The 17,282-nt window shown below is 61.4% G+C and carries 11 protein-coding genes and 6 pseudogenes; 8 read left to right on the plus strand and 9 right to left on the minus strand.

Going from position 1 to position 17,282, the window contains the following annotated elements; all coding sequences use genetic code 11:
* Positions 1 to 135: 135 nt before the first annotated feature.
* From GWG65_RS30245 to GWG65_RS30265, 5 genes and pseudogenes are all read right to left on the minus strand, one after another.
* Positions 136 to 1,550 (minus strand): annotated as a pseudogene (locus GWG65_RS30245) (nickel-dependent hydrogenase large subunit).
* A pseudogene (locus tag GWG65_RS30250) lies at positions 1,547 to 2,482 on the minus strand (HupU protein). Before GWG65_RS30250 ends, GWG65_RS30245 begins: the two co-directional pseudogenes overlap by 4 nt.
* A 767-nt stretch (positions 2,483 to 3,249) precedes the next feature.
* Positions 3,250 to 3,372 (minus strand): annotated as a pseudogene (locus GWG65_RS30255) (ModD protein); the annotation flags it as partial.
* A 170-nt stretch (positions 3,373 to 3,542) separates the two neighbouring features.
* Positions 3,543 to 4,565 carry a diaminopropionate ammonia-lyase gene (locus GWG65_RS30260; RefSeq protein ID WP_342760680.1) on the minus strand — a complete coding sequence of 341 codons (1,023 nt, stop codon included), beginning with the start codon at positions 4,563 to 4,565 and terminating at the stop codon, positions 3,543 to 3,545.
* A 1,968-nt stretch (positions 4,566 to 6,533) separates the two neighbouring features.
* Positions 6,534 to 7,643 (minus strand): annotated as a pseudogene (locus tag GWG65_RS30265) (IS3 family transposase); the annotation flags it as partial.
* A gap of 232 nt (positions 7,644 to 7,875) precedes the next feature.
* On the opposite strand from GWG65_RS30265, the gene GWG65_RS30270 reads away from it, so the two are divergent.
* Positions 7,876 to 8,109, plus strand: coding sequence for a DUF3551 domain-containing protein (locus GWG65_RS30270; protein WP_235940516.1), 234 nt, complete (start codon positions 7,876 to 7,878; stop codon positions 8,107 to 8,109).
* 7 nt (positions 8,110 to 8,116) lie between these two features.
* On the opposite strand, the gene GWG65_RS30275 is transcribed toward GWG65_RS30270, so the two are convergent.
* From GWG65_RS30275 to GWG65_RS30285, 3 genes and pseudogenes are all read right to left on the minus strand, one after another.
* On the minus strand, positions 8,117 to 8,332 hold the full coding sequence (locus tag GWG65_RS30275) for a hypothetical protein (RefSeq protein WP_275199150.1): 216 nt from the start codon (positions 8,330 to 8,332) through the stop codon (positions 8,117 to 8,119).
* Between the two features lie 260 nt (positions 8,333 to 8,592).
* Positions 8,593 to 8,838: a hypothetical protein gene (locus GWG65_RS30280; RefSeq protein WP_275199151.1), complete on the minus strand. Its 246-nt coding sequence runs from the start codon at positions 8,836 to 8,838 to the stop codon at positions 8,593 to 8,595.
* 204 nt (positions 8,839 to 9,042) lie between these two features.
* Positions 9,043 to 10,362: pseudogene (locus tag GWG65_RS30285) on the minus strand (LLM class flavin-dependent oxidoreductase).
* 565 nt (positions 10,363 to 10,927) lie between these two features.
* On the opposite strand from GWG65_RS30285, the pseudogene GWG65_RS30290 reads away from it, so the two are divergent.
* The 4 genes and pseudogenes from GWG65_RS30290 to GWG65_RS30305 all read left to right on the plus strand — a co-directional run bounded on the left by GWG65_RS30290 (position 10,928) and on the right by GWG65_RS30305 (position 14,683).
* Positions 10,928 to 11,858: pseudogene (locus GWG65_RS30290) on the plus strand (TauD/TfdA family dioxygenase).
* 71 nt (positions 11,859 to 11,929) lie between these two features.
* Positions 11,930 to 12,955 (plus strand): ABC transporter substrate-binding protein, encoded by a 1,026-nt coding sequence (locus tag GWG65_RS30295; protein ID WP_275199152.1) that lies wholly within the window; start codon positions 11,930 to 11,932, stop codon positions 12,953 to 12,955.
* Entirely contained in the window at positions 12,952 to 13,815 is an 864-nt protein-coding gene (locus GWG65_RS30300) for an ABC transporter ATP-binding protein (protein WP_275199153.1), read from the plus strand. Before GWG65_RS30295 ends, GWG65_RS30300 begins: the two co-directional genes overlap by 4 nt.
* Entirely contained in the window at positions 13,772 to 14,683 is a 912-nt protein-coding gene (locus GWG65_RS30305) for an ABC transporter permease (RefSeq protein WP_275199154.1), read from the plus strand. The genes GWG65_RS30300 and GWG65_RS30305 overlap by 44 nt, the downstream gene beginning before the upstream one ends.
* Positions 14,684 to 14,692: 9 nt before the next feature.
* Here the strand turns inward: GWG65_RS30305 and GWG65_RS40505 are convergent, their stop codons facing one another.
* Complete coding sequence (locus tag GWG65_RS40505; RefSeq protein WP_342760681.1) at positions 14,693 to 14,869, minus strand: hypothetical protein; 177 nt, start codon at positions 14,867 to 14,869, stop codon at positions 14,693 to 14,695.
* A 311-nt stretch (positions 14,870 to 15,180) separates the two neighbouring features.
* Between GWG65_RS40505 and GWG65_RS30315 the strand changes: the two genes are divergently transcribed.
* From GWG65_RS30315 to GWG65_RS30325, 3 genes are read left to right on the plus strand one after another with little or no spacing between them, the layout of a single operon-like run.
* Entirely contained in the window at positions 15,181 to 15,468 is a 288-nt protein-coding gene (locus GWG65_RS30315; RefSeq protein WP_275199155.1) for a helix-turn-helix domain-containing protein, read from the plus strand.
* Positions 15,465 to 16,748, plus strand: a complete 1,284-nt coding sequence (locus GWG65_RS30320) for a type II toxin-antitoxin system HipA family toxin (protein WP_275199156.1) — start codon at positions 15,465 to 15,467, stop codon at positions 16,746 to 16,748. Before GWG65_RS30315 ends, GWG65_RS30320 begins: the two co-directional genes overlap by 4 nt.
* Positions 16,749 to 16,775: 27 nt before the next feature.
* A complete protein-coding gene (locus GWG65_RS30325; RefSeq protein ID WP_275199157.1) occupies positions 16,776 to 16,949 on the plus strand; it encodes a hypothetical protein in 174 nt (57 codons plus the stop codon).
* The last annotated feature ends 333 nt before the right edge of the window (positions 16,950 to 17,282 follow it).

Here is a 17,282-nt window from a genome sequence, read left to right on the forward strand (position 1 = left end):
AGCCTGGAGAGATTCAAAAGTGGAGAGATTCCATAACGTTGCGAATTTGAACCACTTTCATGAACGGTACGCGAGGACGCTGCCAACACGAGAAGCGGAAACAATTCGATTTGCAGCCGGCAACGAAGTTTCCGGTCAATGCGCGGTGCACACCATGCAGGGATCGAACGAGCGCACGATGTGCTGGATCGCAACCGCACGCGGGCCGGGGTCGCCGACATCAGTGCCGACCAGCGCCTGCTCCAGCGGGCCGCCGACGTCGAAGGAATCGCGCGGCGAGAAATTCCAGGTGGTCGGCGCGATGATCTGGTAGCGCTCGATCGCGCACCGCCATCCAGTGCCCGAGACTGCCGCGGGCGGCCCCGACATAGCTTCCGTCGGGGAGCTCGCGCGATTTGTCGCAGAACGACTCCGACAGCCGCAGCGCGCGCGTCCACTGCTCCATGGCAAGCGCGATGCGCGCGGTCTCGATCAGCCGTGCGATCACGCGGCTGCGCATGTTGGTGCCGTCCCGCGCGACCAGATCCATGATCAGTGCCTGGCCCGCCACCGTCTGGCGCGCGATCGCACCGACCTCGATCGGCTGGCCCGACAGCCGCGGCGCCTTGCACCAGCTATAGGCCGCCGGCTTGTCGGGATCTGGGACTGTGCTGCTATGGGCGGGATCCGCAAAGGAATCCCGCATCCAGGCATGCGAGACGTCCTCGGTGATCTGCGTCAGCGGCAGCGGTTCGACGATTGCGCACTGGCTGAACAGGCCGCGCGGAAACAACTCGCCGTCGACACCATGATAGGCGCCGTAGCTCATCATCAGCCCCGTGCCCCGACCGAGCCTGGTCAATGCCAGACTGTCCGCAAGCCGCAGGAAATGCGCGAAGTCGCCGCCGCGGCCATCGCGCCAGCCGTCCAGCTCGTCGGCGGTTGCGATCGCCAGCACGTTCTCCAGCGAATCCGCGAAGACGATACGCTCGAGGAAACCTCGAAACGCCGTCGTGATCGACAAGAGCCGGATCCGCTCGCCGAGATCGATGGCGCGCGTAGTGCCGCCGGGCTGGAACGCCAGGCTGTGGGGCCATTTTCCGGCAATGATCCCATGGTCTCGAGCAGCCGCGCCCGCGCCGGCAAGGCACCGCGCTGCCGCGGGTGGCGGCAAAGCGCTCGCGCGCCTCCTCGTGCCAGCCATGGGCGGCATAGGCCTCGCGGGCAAAGTCCGGCATAAAGAAGATGCAGAAATGGGTCAGATGGTCGGCCGCGTTCTCCGCGGCATGGGCGATGTTGGTGGCGAGCAACCCGTTGGGCGCCGCCTCGATCGACATGGCGGCGCGCAGGGCGGCCGCAGCCGCGACCGATTGCGAGACCGAACAGATGCCGCAGATCCGCGGTGCCAGCGCCAGCGCATCGAGCGGCGGCCGACCTTTCAGGATCTGCTCGAAACCTCGCTAGAGCGGCGCCGTCACCTCGGCGCGCATGACGCGGCCACTCTCGACATCGAGGCGGACTTCGAGATCGCCCTCGACGCGGTTGAACGGGCCGATCGTGATCCGCGTCATGGCTTGCCCTTCGTCGTCGCGCGACCCGGCGGCACGACCACATGGTCGGCGGTCGCGTTAAGCCGCACGCGGCGCGGCGTCGCGGACTTCGACAACGCGGCGAGCGCGACGAACCACGCCTTCGGCATGTCGGTCGGAAGCCCGACCGGAATGCCCGCGAGCTTGGCGGTCTCCAGAAAGTTCTGCGCCCCTTCGAAGCCCGGCGACGTGCAGGCGATGCAGGCATAGCCGCCCTTGGTGCAGGAGCCGCCGCCGTTCCAGGAGCGCTGGTTGCAGTCGCCGACCGCCTGCGTCGCCTTGCAGCCCAGATGCTCCATCAGGCAGCCGCGCTCCGACATGGTCTCGGCGCTGGCCTTGAACTCTTAGAACTCGTTGCGCGAGCAGCCGTGATGGGCAAGGTGATTGGCGACGAATTTGGGCCGCCGCCCGTAGGAATCGAGGTCGGTGGCGGCAAGGTCGTTGGTGGTCAGTGCTAGGATGGTTTCCATCATCCAGCCCGGATGCGGCGCGACGTTGATGACGGGAAGACCGAGCCGCGAGCGGAAGTCCGCGCCCAGCGCACCGCCGCTGTCGGCTCCTTCGAATTGCAAGCCGACCGCATCGGTCGGGTTCGATCCGGCGGCCGGCACGCCGCCATAGGCCGCACAGCTTCCGACCGCGATTACATAGTCGGCGCGCGGCGCAGGATCGAGCATCCAGCGATAGACCGAACGGTTGGTGCCCGCGAGCATGTTGAAGCGGCCGGTGTCGTTCGGCCCCCGCGCCACTGATCCTTCCAGCAGGAGCAGGTCGAGTAGCACCTCGACCACCTCCTCGCCGGTCTCTTCGCTGACCGACGGATGCCATAGCAAGTTGATGCCGAACTGCCTAAGCTCGTCGAACCAGCCGGACGCGATGCACTTTAGCCAAGACCGGAGCTCCTCTCGTATGATCTTTCTGTCAACGTGTCATACCAAGGGGCAACATTTGGGCCAGACGGCAACCGCTGTGCCGAGGCGCCTTGTATTTGGACCCAAGTTTTTGCCTTACGAGAAGAATTGGCCTTATTGGCACTTTTGAGCTCACGATGCGCAGCCCTGGAAACCAACTAACCAAAAGCGCAAACATAGTTTGATGCTTAATCGCGAAATGCTCGCTATCATAGATAGCCAGCAGGACGGCCCGCGCGCCTACATCAAGCCATCGGGAAAGGAGGATCGTCCGGCGGCGCAACGGGCGATGCCTCGGCCATCACGCTTCCCGGCGGCGTATCGGGCGATGTGACCCGCGGCGCCTCAGCTTCGACAGCCGGACGATTGGCTTCCCGAACGAGGGAACCGGACCCCTCCGTCATGGGCGTCACGCGGCCAGGGAACGCGTCGCGCAAGCGCTGCAAGGCTTGGGGGACGCGAGCGGTCCATCCAACGGAGCGTCCGTTCTAGCGCAAGCCTGGCGTTATGCTTTCGCGACGTCCGGACTACGCGATTGAGCTTCGCGATCCGAAAGGATGGGCTCTTGTCGGATCCTGCCGCACTCGAGCGGAGCTTCGCTCTATGGACGGTCGAGAGGCCTAATCTCAGCCCCCAGCAGCGCAGGAAGTCGGGTTGCCAACTTTGCATTCTTCGGCATCATTGCTCTGCTTTCTTGGACTTAGTTCAGTTGCTTCGGCTGTACCGGAGTTGAAACTCATTGGCCGACTGGCATCCCCCCTGGCCGAGAGGATCCGTACCTGTACATCTCTCGGCTTCGCCATATAGGGTGACGACGTCACCAGAACATCAGCGCCAGCCTGCGCATAGGCTGCGGCATTGCCGGCGTTGATGCCACCGGCGGCTGCTTTGAGTCCAGCCGACAAGTCGGAGAGCACCGGCGCATGCCAGACCCCTCTTTCTGACTGAGCCATCCGCGTGCCCAGCTCGAAGGGACGCGCGGGGGGGCGGCCTCTGCGCGGCGATGAGCCTTCTGTAAGAGCCGAACGCTGGCCAGTCTCCCAGGGCGTACGGATGGGACGACTTACAAAAGGCCCCACGAGCTCGCCCCATCCGTTGTCCTGTTCTTGACCGGTTTAATATGCTTCGCGGTCACTTCCGCTGGCGTCGCACCCACGAGCTGTTCGTACAGGACAGGAACAGTCGCGCCCTCGGTGTTGATCAGGACGACCCGTGCATTGGGTCCAAGACCAATCTTACCACGCAAGGTCGGGTCGGAAGCAGCCTTCAGTAAGGCTGCGAGGCCGACACCACCACTTTCGCCTGCAACGACAGCGGGATCGCCATGCTTCGGATTTGCCAGACGTTTCATCCCGCTGATTGCGTCCTCGTCGTCGACAGCCATAAAAGCATCCGCTGTGCGCGAAAGGAAGTGCCAAGCGACGAGCGGAGGCTCGTAGCATTCGAGCATCGCCATCACGGTCGATTGCCCATGATCTACCTCGACAGGATGCCCGGCCCGCGCGCTTTCGAAGAGGCATGCTGCCCGCGAGGGATCGACAACTGTGAAGCACGGGCGGTCGTCGCCCAACAAAACCGATAGATGTCCAGCAACGGCTGCGGCGATCCCACCGACGCCTGCCTGGATGAAGACGTGTGTCGGCGGCTCCGGCAACTGGCGTAGTGCTTCGCTCACAAGTGCGGCATATCCCTGCATTACAAAGCGCGGGATCCGCTCGTAGTCAGGCCAGGACGTGTCAGATACTGTGATCCAACCTTCTTGAGCCGCAACTCGCGATGCTTGGACGACGGAATCGTGATAGTTGCCGTCGACGCGGATCATCTGCGCGCCAAAGCGGGCGATGGCGGCGATGCGCTCGTTGCTCAGGCCTGAATGAACGAAGGTGGCGCATTTTGCACCAACGAGCTGGGCGCCTTGAGCAGTTGATTTGCCATGGTTGCCATCTGTGGCGCAAGAGACCGTCATACCTCTTGCCACGGAATTCACTTCAGGTGTGTGCAGCTCGGACACGTCAACATCGCGACTGAGCTGCCGAGTTGTTTCCTCGAGCACCAGACGGATCACAGCGTAGGAAAGCGCTCGCACCGGCCTTGCAGATCCAAATGCTGCGCAATTATCGGACGATCGGTGTGGTGAAATCCGTCGAAAGGAGCGCTCGAACGCGGAATTTAAGCGTCAACGCGGGACGCGTTGCATTTATCAATATCGACATCTCGTTACTGTACAGCATCGAACGCAACACACGAGCCGATTGTTGCGTAGTCCCAATTGGCGGTGCTCGCGGCCTCCTGCCCAGCCTGGTATACGTCTGCGAAAATCCACTCACCAAATAGGTTTCTGTTCAATTGGAGTTCGCCTTGGGACGATTCTACTTTCACCTACGCGCCGGCGACGAGATTACGCTCGATGAGGAAGGAACAGAGCTACCAGATTTATCTGCGGCTGAGGGTGAGGCCGTATTAGCCGCGCGCGAGCTTCTAGCCGAAGCGATCAAGAGCGGTACGCCACACGTATCGGAGGTTTTGGTCATCGCAGATGAAGTGGGGCGACCGCTCGGTACCGTACCCCTCGCAACCGTTCTGCCGAGGCTCCTAAAGAAGTAGGGCGCCTTAGTTGGCGGTCTGAGCATCATCCCGACAGTATTGCCGGTCCCGAGGATCCTTATTGCAGATTCATCGGCTTGCCATACGGCAGCGCCGCTATCCAAACGGCTGGATGATGGTCCGACCAACAGCAGCGTCACTCGAGCGAGCGCTGGATCGCGCGCAAGGCTATTTCTTCAGGCGAACGCCCCTCCAATCTCCGATTCGTAATGGCCCGTTTCGCATCTAGGTGCCTCCGCACGACACGTGGAAGCAGATCTTCCTTTTAAGGTCGCACGATCAGCCTTGTATCTTGTCTATCCGCCCGGCATTCCCGCGGACACGACTGCGCAATCAACGACGTTTAGGCGTCTCGCACCCTTAAGGGGCGCCGGATTAGCCAGGGCTGAAGATCAAATAGAGCAGGATCACGGCCACGACGACTGTCCAGCCGATCGACGTGGCGAGAGCCCATACTTGCGTCGGCATCGGACGGCCTCTCCCGATGAAGCTAGCGAAGAGACCGCTGGCGCTGGACCTCTTGGACCCGCCTCAAAGCGTTTTCGAGATGAAAGCCCTTACCCACGGTCCACCATAATCAAACGCCGGACTCGCCACCCTGTGAAGTCAAAAACGACTCGAAGGCCAATGGAACAATTGTGACGTTGCGAGCGCGACACACCTAACAGGCTAGGCCACCACCGCTGGAGCGTTCCTCCTCGAGGCGCAAGCCAACCAATTTGGCATAGAAATGAGTGACAGTGCTGGCGCACAAGCTGGCGGCTGAATTGTGGGCCATTTCACAATGCTGATATTTGAAGTGAGCTAGATAAGGGTTCGCCAAGGGCCAAATATCGATTTGCCGGGCAGCAGATGGAACGCAAGCTATCATCATTGGAGCGGCAGGCTGCCGACGCTCTCCGTCGTGCAAGAAGGTTACCTATTGGCGCGGACCGCAACGACTTACGGCAACTTGCCCGGGGGCTTCTTTGGCTGCACCGCAATGGCATGGATGCGTTGATGAACGAACGTAGTGGCAATTGGTCAGAAAAGCCGGGGCTAACTGCCGCAGCGCAATGACAGGATGTACCAAACGCCGACATGAGACCGTCGGCTTGAAATGATTGAGGTCCCAACTGACGCGCGCTTGCGAAGCCGCAATTGGGATGGTCAAATTGAAAATGAAAAGCGCGAGCGCCGCCGAGTTTTATCCGTTCCCAAGCGATCAAGCCCACGTCACGCGTGATACTGCGCGCGCATATCCTAACTACGGTTTGAAGTGGACCCCGGAGCTGGGACCATGGATCGGCGAAGTTAAGGTGTGATCCGGCCTGCCTTGTCGTTCAAATCAAGCAGCTTCCTGCTGCTGCTTTTGCGTCTGCTGTGGGTATGTGGGCAACGCGTTTGCGTTGTCCAAGCGAAGCGGCATATCCACAGTCTTGGCCGCCTCGATCTGGTCCATGCCGGCACGCCATGCCGCCATGGGGAATTGGTTGTTCATCGCCTGATGCGGACGGAGATGATTGTAAAAGTTCATCCATGATCGGATGCCATCTCGCGCTTCGCGCCCGTCGGCATAGGCTTTCAGATGCACTTCCTCGTACTTGATCGAGCGCCACAGCCGTTCGATGAAAATATTGTCCATGAAACGGCCGCGTCCGTCCATCGAAATCGCGATGCCTGCAGCCTCGAGCCTGCCGGTGAAGGCTGAGCTCGTGAACTGCGCGCCCTGATCGGTGTTAAATATCTTCGGCGTGCCGTGCCGCGCCAGCGCTTCGTCGAGCGCCTCGATGCAAAAGCCCGTGTCCATCGTATTCGAGAGGCGCCACGCCAGCACCGCCCGGCTGGCCCAGTCGATGATCGCCACCAGATACAAGAATCCCTGCGCCATCGGAATATAGGTGATGTCGCTGGCCCAGACATGATTGGGCGTGGTGATGCTGACCCCGCGCAGCAGATAGGGATAGATCTTGTGGCCGGGCGCGGCTTTGCTGGTGCCGGGGCGCGGGACCAGCGCCTCGATCCCCATCACGCATCAGCCTTTGCACGCGCTTGCGGTTGATGCCGTGGCCGGCCTGGTTGAGTTCGAACACCATTCGCCGCGAGCCGTAAAACGGCCACTTCAGATGCAACTCGTCGATCCGCCGCATCATCGCCAGATCGTCGGCGCCGGTGACCGTCCCGGGACGATAGACGCCCGAACGCGCCAGATTCAGCAGCGCACATTGCCGGCGAACCGACAAATTCTCGCCAGGCCGCTCGACCATCGCCCTGCGCTCGGGGACACTCATCGCCCGGGCCTCCTGGCCAAGAAATCCCTTTCAACCGTCAACTGGCCGATCTTGGTATAGAGCTTCGCCGTCTCGCGCTCATGCTCCGCCTCGCCACCCGCCAAGGCACTCGCGCCGCGCGCGAACAGGCTCGCCAGATTGTCGAGAACCTGCTTCTTCCAGCCATAGATCTGGTTCGGGTGAACGCCATGCCGCTTCGCCAGCTCCGGCACCGTCGCTACCTCGCGAAGTGCCTCCAGGGCAATTTTGGCCTTGAACGCGGCATTAAACTTCTTGCGTGAGTTGGTCATATCCGTACTCCATCGGTTGAGACAGAGCAGGACGCTTCATACCTTAATGTTTGGTCCTATTTCCGGGGTCTACTTCAGTTAACCTATTCCGGACCACCTCCTGCGTAGTTTTGTGAGCGAGAACGTGAATTGACTTGGATCAATATTGCCTACTGCTTAAGTGCACTGGCGTTGTATCGACTTCGAGGAGGTTCCAATGCGCACCGTGGCTTTGACTATTCTGATGACGGGTATGGTTTTGGCAGCAGGGCAAGCCCCGGCTCAGACCTATGATTTTTCGCCTGCGCCTGCTGGGCAGGATAGCTACTGCTTGCAAGGGCGCATATGGGGCTATCCCGGCAATTGCCAATTCTCCAGCTACGCTCAATGCATGGCTACCGCGAGCGGTACTAACGCCTATTGCGGGGTCAATCCGCAGTATGCGTTCGCGCGCCAGCGGCGCGGCGCCTATCGGGACCGATACTGAGCGGCAGTCAAGCGATACCGCAGCACAGTGCTGTCGGCGCAACAGCGGATGAGCTCGCGAGGGATTCAGCGCAACCGCCAGATTGTGCTGTGCGATTGGCGCGCGTGCGAACGACGGCATCGATCTCCGCAAAGTCCGTGGTGAACCTGGGCTTGCCGAGCATCAACGCAGGGTCCTTGCGCCCATAACGGAACACTTTTTGGACGAGCTGCAGAACGTTCAATCCGCGTCTCGTTACACCGCCCCGGTCGAGCTCGGCGTCGTGTTCCCAGATGCCGTCCGGGTCGAAAAAAGATTATCGGCGTGAACTCGGCAGCCGTCTTGGCATACGAGTTCTCTTCCGCATCCTTGAACACCTCGCGGAGAGTGCCGCCACCGCCTTGCGCGTAAACGATACCGGCGCGCGATTGGTAATCAGCGCTTCTTCCCGGATGCTATTCTGGAATTATTTGGCATACGCGGTCGCAAAGGGAAGGCGCCGCATCAAGTAGCCGCGATCAAAGCTTGTAGGTCAAACGGGGCGAAGCGGCTGTCGAGGGACGGGCCTACAGCGTCATTACGCGCGCTTCCCGTCTTCTGCTGCATATAGGGCCGCAGCGCCGCGTTGACGGCGCTGATAGCCCTCGCTCTCGCGCTTGAAGACTCGAGCACGTCCTCATCGACGCGAATGGAAATCGCCTTCTTCTTCGGTGGAATCACGAGCACGGCATCCGACCAATCGACGTCCATGAACTCCTGCCAGTCGGGATCATTCTTGATCGCCGCTTCGACCTCCTCGTCGGTCAGCGCATCAACACGCCTCCATTCAGTCTTGCCTTCCGGCGATCACCCCATTTTCGCCGCACGATCGATTGGATCAAACCATCTCTGCCACCTACTCGTGTCCGTACGTTTGTTTCGTGAAGAACCGACAGTTTGGAGAGTGTCGGCGACCTATGCAATCGCCCGAACCACATTGGAGAAGAGGCTCGCCGGCCGCCCCGGGCCGTAGTGATCGCGCAGCGTTGTACCCGTGTAGTCGTAACGGAACAGGCCGCGCCTGCGCAGAATGGGCACGACCTGCTCGGCGAAAATGTCGAATCCGCCGGGCAGCCAGGGCGGCATGACGTTGAAACCATCGGCTGCGCCGTTCTCGAACCAAGTCTGAATGTCGTTGGCGATCTTCTCGGGCGGTCCGGCAATCACCCAGGCCGCGGGCGCCGGCCAGGCGCTGCACGAGCTGACGAATCGTCGGCTTCTCGCGATCAACGATGTCGATCACCAGCTTGAAACGGCTGGCAACGTCGCGGGCGCCGTCGGTATCAATCAGATGACGAGGAAAGGGGCCATCGAGATCAAACCCGGAGAGGTCGAGACCGATCATCTGGCGCAGCTGGGTCAGCGAATACTCGGGCTGGATCAGCTCGTTGAACTCGTCCTGCAGCCGATCGGCCTCGATCTGCGTGCTCGCGATGAAAGGACTGATGCCGGACAGGATCTTGATCTGATCGGGGCTGCGGTCGAAGGCGCGCGCCTGATGCTTGATGTCGGCGTAGAATTCCTGGGCGCTCGCCAGTGTCTGACGCGCGGTGAAGATCGCCTCGGCAAAACGCGCCGCAAAGGCACGTCCGTCGTCGGAAGAGCCGGCCTGGACATAGACCGGTCGTCCCCGCGGCGTCCTTGAGATGTTGAGCGGCCCACGCACGCGGAAATGCTTTCCGATGTGATTAATCGCGTGGATCTTGCCGGTGTCGGCGAAAACCCCGGAGATCGGGTCGTTGACGAGCGCGTCGTCTTCCCAGCTGTCCCAAAGCCGCGTGATCGCGCCCGCTCGTAGCGTTCGTGATGCGGAGGATGCTCGGGCAAGCCAAAGTTCTGCGCGGCCTGCGGCGTGCTCGTTGTCACGATGTTCCAGCCGGCCCGGCCGCTACTGATGTGATCCAGCGAGGCGAACAGCCGCGCCAGGTTGTAGGGCTCGGTATAGGTGGTCGATGAGGTCGCGCCGATCCGCTGGGTGGCGGAGGCGATCGCGGTGAGCAGGGTGATCGGCTCGAGCCGAAACCGCTGGGCGTAGCGGACATTGTCCGCCAGCGCCGGGCCGTCGGCGAAGAAGACCGCGTCGAACTTGTGCGCTTCGGCGTGCTGCGCCAGCTCCTGGTAGTAGGTTACGTCGAGTATACGGTCGGCGGCTGACCTCCTGTGGCGCCAGGCAGCCTCGTGATGGCCGTCTGGATAGATGAAGAAGTTGAGGGAAAGCTGCCGTCGTTCGCTCATGTGTGAGATCCGCGTGCATTGGGAGCTGTAACAAGCGAGACTCTACGTCTGCAGTCACGCTGGTGTCGACGAAATGAATTTGTGTTGTTGAGTTGGATGCAAGCATGAAGCTCGCGAGCAGAGTGTCAATCAAAGGCGGGGGCAGTCGTCACGCCGAGAAACGGCGGCGGCTGTAACGATTTTATTGCGTCTCTGGACGAGAAAGTGCGCTGCGCCGCGTCAAATTGCGTTCCGCTTGCAGCCGGGCGGGCAGACATCCTTGCGAATCTTTCAGTGTCAGCATCGCTGGCGAAGCGTTCGTTGCCTGTCGCCGAAAACAAAGCTGGTTTTGTTTCATTGACTGACGATTGATCGCTCGTACCATTCAAGGCCTAACGCAAGGTCGTTTCATCATGCTCCAATCCGATCCCAGTGACCGATGTCCCGGCTCGGGCCGTCTGCCGGAGCACGTTGCGGCCGAGTAGGGCCCGTAGCCTGAAATGATTTCATCTATCTCCGCCGTCGTTTCCGCGACCGGCGTATGGCGGAGCTTTGTCCAGGGGATCGCAGTGACGAGAGCACGACCATGAGCAACACGACAACCATCGATAACGTCATTCCGCGCGCCGACATCGACAAGCGTGCGGCCAGGCTTGGCGCCGAGATCAGGAACATCAAACTGTCGGGCGACCTTTCGGACGAGACCATCCGTGCGATCAATCAGGGTGCTGCTCGAACACAAGGTCATCTTCTTCCGTGACCAGGGACATCTCGACGATGCCGAACAGGAGCGCTTTGCTATCCGGCTCGGCGGGCTGGTGCCCCATCCGACGGTCGGCGCGATCAAGGGCACGTCGTCGATCCTGGAGCTGGACTCGGGCCGGGGCGGTGGCCGCGCCGACCAATGGCATACGGATGTCACGTTCGTCGACGCCTATCCGAAAATCTCGGTGCTGCGCGGCGTGGTGATTCCACCCTACGGCGGCGATACCGTCTGGTCGAACACGGCGGCCGCCTATCTCGGCCTGCCGGCGCCGCTGCGCAAGCTCGCCGACGAACTGTGGACCGTTCACAGCAACGCCTATGACTATGCCGTGAAGACGCGGGCGACCGAGGCGGACAGAAAGCACTTCGACGAGGTGTTCACCGGAACGATCTACGAAACCGAGCATCCGGTGGTGCGCGTCCATCCCGAGACCGGCGAGCGCACGCTCGTGCTCGGAAATTTCGTGCAGCGCTTCGTCGGCCTGCCGAAATATGACGGCCAGAAGCTGTTCGACCTGTTCCAGTCGCATATCACGGCGCCGGAAAACACCATGCGCTGGAGCTGGGAGGCCGGCGACGTTGCGATCTGGGACAATCGGGCCACGCAACATTACGCGGTCAACGACTATGGCGATCAGCACCGCGTTGTGCGCCGGGCCACCATCGATGGCGATGTGCCGCTCAGCGTCGACGGGCGCCGCAGCGTGACGCGCGTCAAGACATCCAAGCCCCAGACCGCCAAAGCGGCTTGATCCGGATTCGCTCAGGAGAGTTCGCAATGATGAACGCTATACTTCGATTGCGTCGCGCAAGGCGTGCCCGGTTGGGACGTGCCACCCGCAAGACGTTGCGGGTTTTGTTGGCCGGCGCCGTGGCGCTCGGGCTCACGGCCCAGGCATTCGCGGAGCCGCCGCTCGAGAACTCCGAGATCCGCTACCAGGGATCGGCCGGGCAGGTGACGTTTATCGAGCTGGCCGAGGACCTCGGCTATCTTGCGCCGCTCAAGCTCAAATGGATCGGTAACAGCATCAGCGGGCCGCAGGACATCCAGACCGTCGTCACCGGCGATATCGACATCGGCGGCGCGTTCTATGGGGCGATCCTCAAGTTGATCGCGGCGAAGGTGCCGGTCAAGGCGGTAGTCGGCTATTACGGTTCCGACGCCAACACCTATTACGGCTACTTCGTGAAGGAGGACAGCCCGATCAAGGCGGGGCGCGACCTGATCGGCAAGAAGGTCGCGGTCAACACGCTCGGCGCCCACCTGGAATTCGTGCTCCGCGAATATCTGGCCCGCAACGGCCTCAGCGCAGGTGAAGCCAGGCAGGTCACGCTGGTGGCGATCCCGCCGGTCAGCGGCGAGCAGGCGTTGCGCCAGGGCCAGGTCGAGGTCAGCGCGCTGGGCGGTGTCCTGCGCGACAAGGCGCTGGAACGGGGCGGCATCCGCTCGCTCTTTATCGACACCGATCTGTTCGGCCAGTTCACCGGCGGCGCCTATGTGCTGCGAGAGAAGTTCATGAAGGACAATCCCAATGCCTCGCGCAAGCTGGTCGAGGGGATTTCGCGGGCCATCGAATGGGCCCAGATCACACCGCCGGAAGAAGTGCGGGCCCGGTTCGACGGGATCATCGCGGAGCGCAAGCGCAACGAGGATGCCTCCTCGATCAAATACTGGAAGAGCACCGGCGTCGCGTCCAAGGGCGGCGTGATCTCGGACAGCGAGATCCAGGTGTGGATCGACTGGCTGGTGAAGGACGGCCTGTTCAAGCCGGGTCAGGTCAAGGCTTCCGACACCTACACCAATGCGTTCAACTATTTCCGTCCCGGAAAGACGGCGGAGGCCCGATGACCACTGTCAAGATCCGTTTCGAGCATGTCCGCAAGGAGTTCGTCGTGCGCGGCGAGGGCGGCGGACCAGGCCGCCACTTCACCGCTCTGGAGGACATCACGCTCGATGTTCGCTCTGGCGAATTCCTGGCCCTGGTTGGCCCAAGCGGCTGCGGGAAATCCACCTTGCTCGATCTGCTGGGTGGGCTCACGCTGCCGACCAGCGGCCGGATTCTGCTCGATGGCCGGCCGATTGCGGGACCCGGTCGCGACCGCGGCATCGTGTTCCAGCAGTATGCGCTGTTTCCCTGGCGTACCGCCGAACAGAACGTCGAGTTCGGTCTCGATATCGCCGGGCTCAAGGCCAAGCAGCGTCTCGACATCGCGCGGCATTTCCTCGACCTGGTCGGGCTGTCCGGCTTTACCGACCGCTATCCGCATGAGCTCTCCGGCGGCATGAAGCAGCGTGTCGCGATCGCGCGAAGCCTCGCCTATGATCCCGAGGTGCTGCTGATGGACGAGCCGTTCGCCGCGCTCGACGCCCAGACGCGCGAGACGCTGCAGGGTGAGCTGCTGCGGATCTGGCGCGCCACCGGCAAGACGATCGTCTTCATCACCCACGGTATCGACGAGGCCATCGTGCTCGGCCAGCGGGTGGCGGTGATGACGTCGCGTCCGGGCCGAATCAAGCGGATCATCGACATTCCGGACGTGCTGCGCAGCGAGGCCGACGACGTGCGCTCGCTGCCTGAATTCGGCCGCGTGGGCCACGAGGTCTGGGGCCCGTTACGCGAGGAAGTGCTGAAAGCGCAGCAAGGACAATTGGCCGCCGGCGCTGGTGGGCGCGCAGATCGAAGAGTGGAGGAGGTCACCCATGTCTAGCCTCGAGATGCTGCCATTGCTGGAGGTTGCGCACGGGCCCCGAGAGCCGCGCACCAGCGTGGAAAGCCCGGCATCGCCGGTGGTGGACCGGATCCACGCCGCGGCCCGCGGGCTGGCTGCCTTCGGGCACCGCTCATTGCTGCTGATTGCCCTCTTCGCAGCATGGGAGGCGGCTCCCAGGCTCGGGCTGATCGATGCCGTGTTCCTGCCACCCTTCTCGGAGGTCATCGCCGCAGGGTGGCAGCTTGCGCAAACCGGCGAGCTCTACGATGACGTCTCCGCCAGCCTGCTGCGCGCCTTGAGCGGATTTCTGATTTCGGTCGCCTTGATCGTCCCGCTTGGCGCGGCCGTCGGCTGGTATACCCGACTCGGCGATCTCGTGAACCAGTTCATCGAGATCTGCCGCAACACGGCGCCGCTTGCGCTGCTGCCGGTCTTCATCTTGTTGCTCGGAATCGGCGAGCTGTCGAAGATCACGATGGTCATCTATAGCTGCGCCTGGCCGCTCCTGCTCAATACCGTTGCCGCGGTAAAGCAAGTCGATCCGTTGCTGATCAAGTCGGCGCGGACCATGGGTGCAACCCCGCAGCAGCTGTTTCGCAAGGTGATCGTTCCGGCGGCGCTTCCCACTATCTTCGTCGGTATTCGCCTGGCCAGCGCGTCAGCCATGCTGGTGCTGGTTGCGTCCGAAATGGTCGGTGCCAAGGCCGGCCTCGGCTATCTCATCATCAACAGCCAGTACAGCTTCCTTATTCCGCAGATGTATTTCGGCATCCTCGGCATCACTGTCATCGGGCTGGCGTTCAATGCCATTCTGGAGGCACTGGAACGGCGCTTCATGCGGTGGAAAGCGCCAGTGACGGCTTGAGATAAGGGATCAGATGCCGCTCGGAACGTTCCGCGCGGTGGCCTGCGCCACCATGCTGTTCGGCCGCACGTCACGGATCAGCCAGACATTGCCGCCGATGGTCGATCCGTGGCCGATCGTGAGTCGGCCGATGGTGATTCGGCCAAGGATCGTTTCGCCGACGTAGATCACGACGCCGTCGTCCAAGATCGGATGGCGGTGTCGCCCCTGATCACCTTGCCCTTGTCATCCGTCGGAAAGTCGCGCCTCGAGCGTGACCGCCTGATAGATGCAGACACTGTCGCCGATAATGGCCGATCGCGACCCCGGTGCCATAATCGGTGAAGAAGCCGGAGCCGAAACCGATGCTGGGGCCGGGTGAATATCGATGCCGAAATTGATATGTCAGCGATCGATGACATTTCTCGATGTCATCGATCGGTGACATTTTGAGTTTGTCAACGAACGTCGACATATGTTAAAGTAAGCAAACGCTGACATTTGGAAATCCCCCTCCCATGCTCATACGCACGCCGGCCGAACTCGGCGCCGTCCTTCGGGACCGACGCAAGAAACTCAAACTCGATCAATCGACGTTTGCCAAACGCATTGGCGTCAGCCGCCAATGGGTGATCGAAGTCGAGCACGGTCACGCGCGCGCTGAACTCGGGCTGATCCTTCGCGCCCTTGACGCCCTGGACATTCGCCTGGATGCGAGTACCGAACAAGCGCCCGCCCGCGGGGCCACCAGGCAAGCCATCGATATCAACGCCATCGTGGCCAAGGCCAGGAAGAAAAAGGCATGACAAGCGAACTTGTTGCTCTGCTGGATGGTCGGGAAATCGGCCGCGTGCGCAATGACGCCCGCGGCCGGCTCATCTTTGTCTATGACAAAGACTGGCGCCAGGCCGAAGGAGCCTATCCGCTGTCGCTGTCCATGCCGCTCGCGGCCGAAGAGCACGGTCCTTCCGCCGTGCAGGCTTTCCTCTGGGGACTCCTGCCGGATAACGAACGCGTGCTCGAACGATGGGCTCGAAGATTTCAGGTGTCCGCGCGCAACGTGTTTGCTCTTATCTCTTACGTCGGCGAGGATTGCGCGGGTGCCATTCAGTTCGTCACGCCTGATCGGCTGGACACCTTGCGAAGCGGCGCCGAGGACAAGGTCGATTGGCTCGACGAGACGGCGATCGCCAAACGCCTAGAAATCTTACGCGAGGATCACGCCGCATGGCGGTTGCCGCGCGATACCGGACAATTCAGCCTTGCGGGTGCCCAACCCAAAACCGCCTTGCTTCTGCAAAAGGGCAAATGGGGAATTCCCTCTGGGCGCATTCCGACGACGCATATCCTCAAACCGCCGACCGGCCATTTCGATGGACACGCGGAAAATGAACATATCTGCCTCATGCTTGCGCGCAATCTCGGTCTGCCCGTCGCCGACACCCAGGTGATGAATTTCGGAAAGGAAATCGCCATCGTCATCGAGCGCTACGACCGGCAGTTCAGTGGGACCGAGATCGTCCGTGTCCACCAGGAAGATATCTGCCAGGCGCTCGGCATCCTGCCGACCATGAAGTATCAAAACGATGGCGGACCAAGCCCTGCCGATGTGATCGAGCTTTTGCGCACCTACTCGACGGATCGCGTCGCCGACGTTGACACATTTGTCGACGCTCTAGGCTTCAATTGGCTGATTGCGGGTACGGATGCTCATGCCAAGAATTATTCACTGCTGCTGGCCGGAGGCCCTCACGTACGACTCGCCCCGCTCTACGACATCGCCAGCATTCTTCCCTACGATGACGTCGATCTGCAGAAGATCAAGCTCGCGATGAAAATCGGCGGTGATTACAAGCTCAGCCAGATTAGTTTACGCGATTGGCAGAAGTTCGCGCGCGAAACGCGCCTCGATCCTGACAAGGTGATCGCCAGACTAATTTCCATGGCCGAGCAGCTTCCGGACATTGTAGCCGCCGTACGGAAGCAAGCGCAGAAAGACGGATTGGACAATGCCATCATCGGGCGTCTCGCCGAGCACCTGATCGCAAGAGCCGGGCAATGCCGTCGATTGCTCGGTGAGGCATAGTTTCCGGCGACGGCCGCCAGCAGCATCATGCTGATCGGCAGCATGGTGCCGATCAGCATGATCGACATGTCGTTGTCGACGCCAATGATGATCATCATCGGCAGCACCAGCATCAGCACCACCGTGATCGGCATCCCGATGTCGACGTCGACGATGTCAGTGGGTGTCGCTCCGTGGCAGCCGCGTAGTCGCTGCGGGTAGCATCACCTTACGACATGGCTCCGGCAGACACGATTTCTCCTCTGCGGGCTTTTCTAATTCGCTGTTTGGCACGGGCCCCAAATCAATGACGTTTAGGCGTCTCGCACTCTTTAGGGGGCGCCGGATTAGCCAGGTCCGAAGATCAAATAGAGCAGGATCACGGCCGCGACGACTGTCCAGCCGATCGACGTAGCGACAGCCCATACTTGCATCGGCATCGGATGGCCTCTCGCGATGAAGCTAACGAAGAGGCCGCTGGCGCTGGACAGCGACCTCTTGGACCCGCCTCAAAATGTCTTCGAGATAAAAGCTCCCAGTGTCCGCCACAATCAA

Source organism: Bradyrhizobium sp. CSA207 (assembly GCF_029051685.1).
In the GTDB taxonomy this organism is placed as follows: domain Bacteria; phylum Pseudomonadota; class Alphaproteobacteria; order Rhizobiales; family Xanthobacteraceae; genus Bradyrhizobium.

Coding starts and splice junctions, on each gene's coding strand:
- GWG65_RS30270 (WP_235940516.1), top strand. CDS start 7,876: ATGGTTTTGGCAGCAGGGCAAGCCCCGGCTCAGACCTATGATTTTTCG.
- GWG65_RS30320 (WP_275199156.1), top strand. CDS start 15,465: ATGACAAGCGAACTTGTTGCTCTGCTGGATGGTCGGGAAATCGGCCGC.
- GWG65_RS30325 (WP_275199157.1), top strand. CDS start 16,776: ATGCTGATCGGCAGCATGGTGCCGATCAGCATGATCGACATGTCGTTG.
- GWG65_RS30280 (WP_275199151.1), bottom strand. CDS start 8,838: ATGGACGTCGATTGGTCGGATGCCGTGCTCGTGATTCCACCGAAGAAG.
- GWG65_RS30300 (WP_275199153.1), top strand. CDS start 12,952: ATGACCACTGTCAAGATCCGTTTCGAGCATGTCCGCAAGGAGTTCGTC.
- GWG65_RS30315 (WP_275199155.1), top strand. CDS start 15,181: ATGCTCATACGCACGCCGGCCGAACTCGGCGCCGTCCTTCGGGACCGA.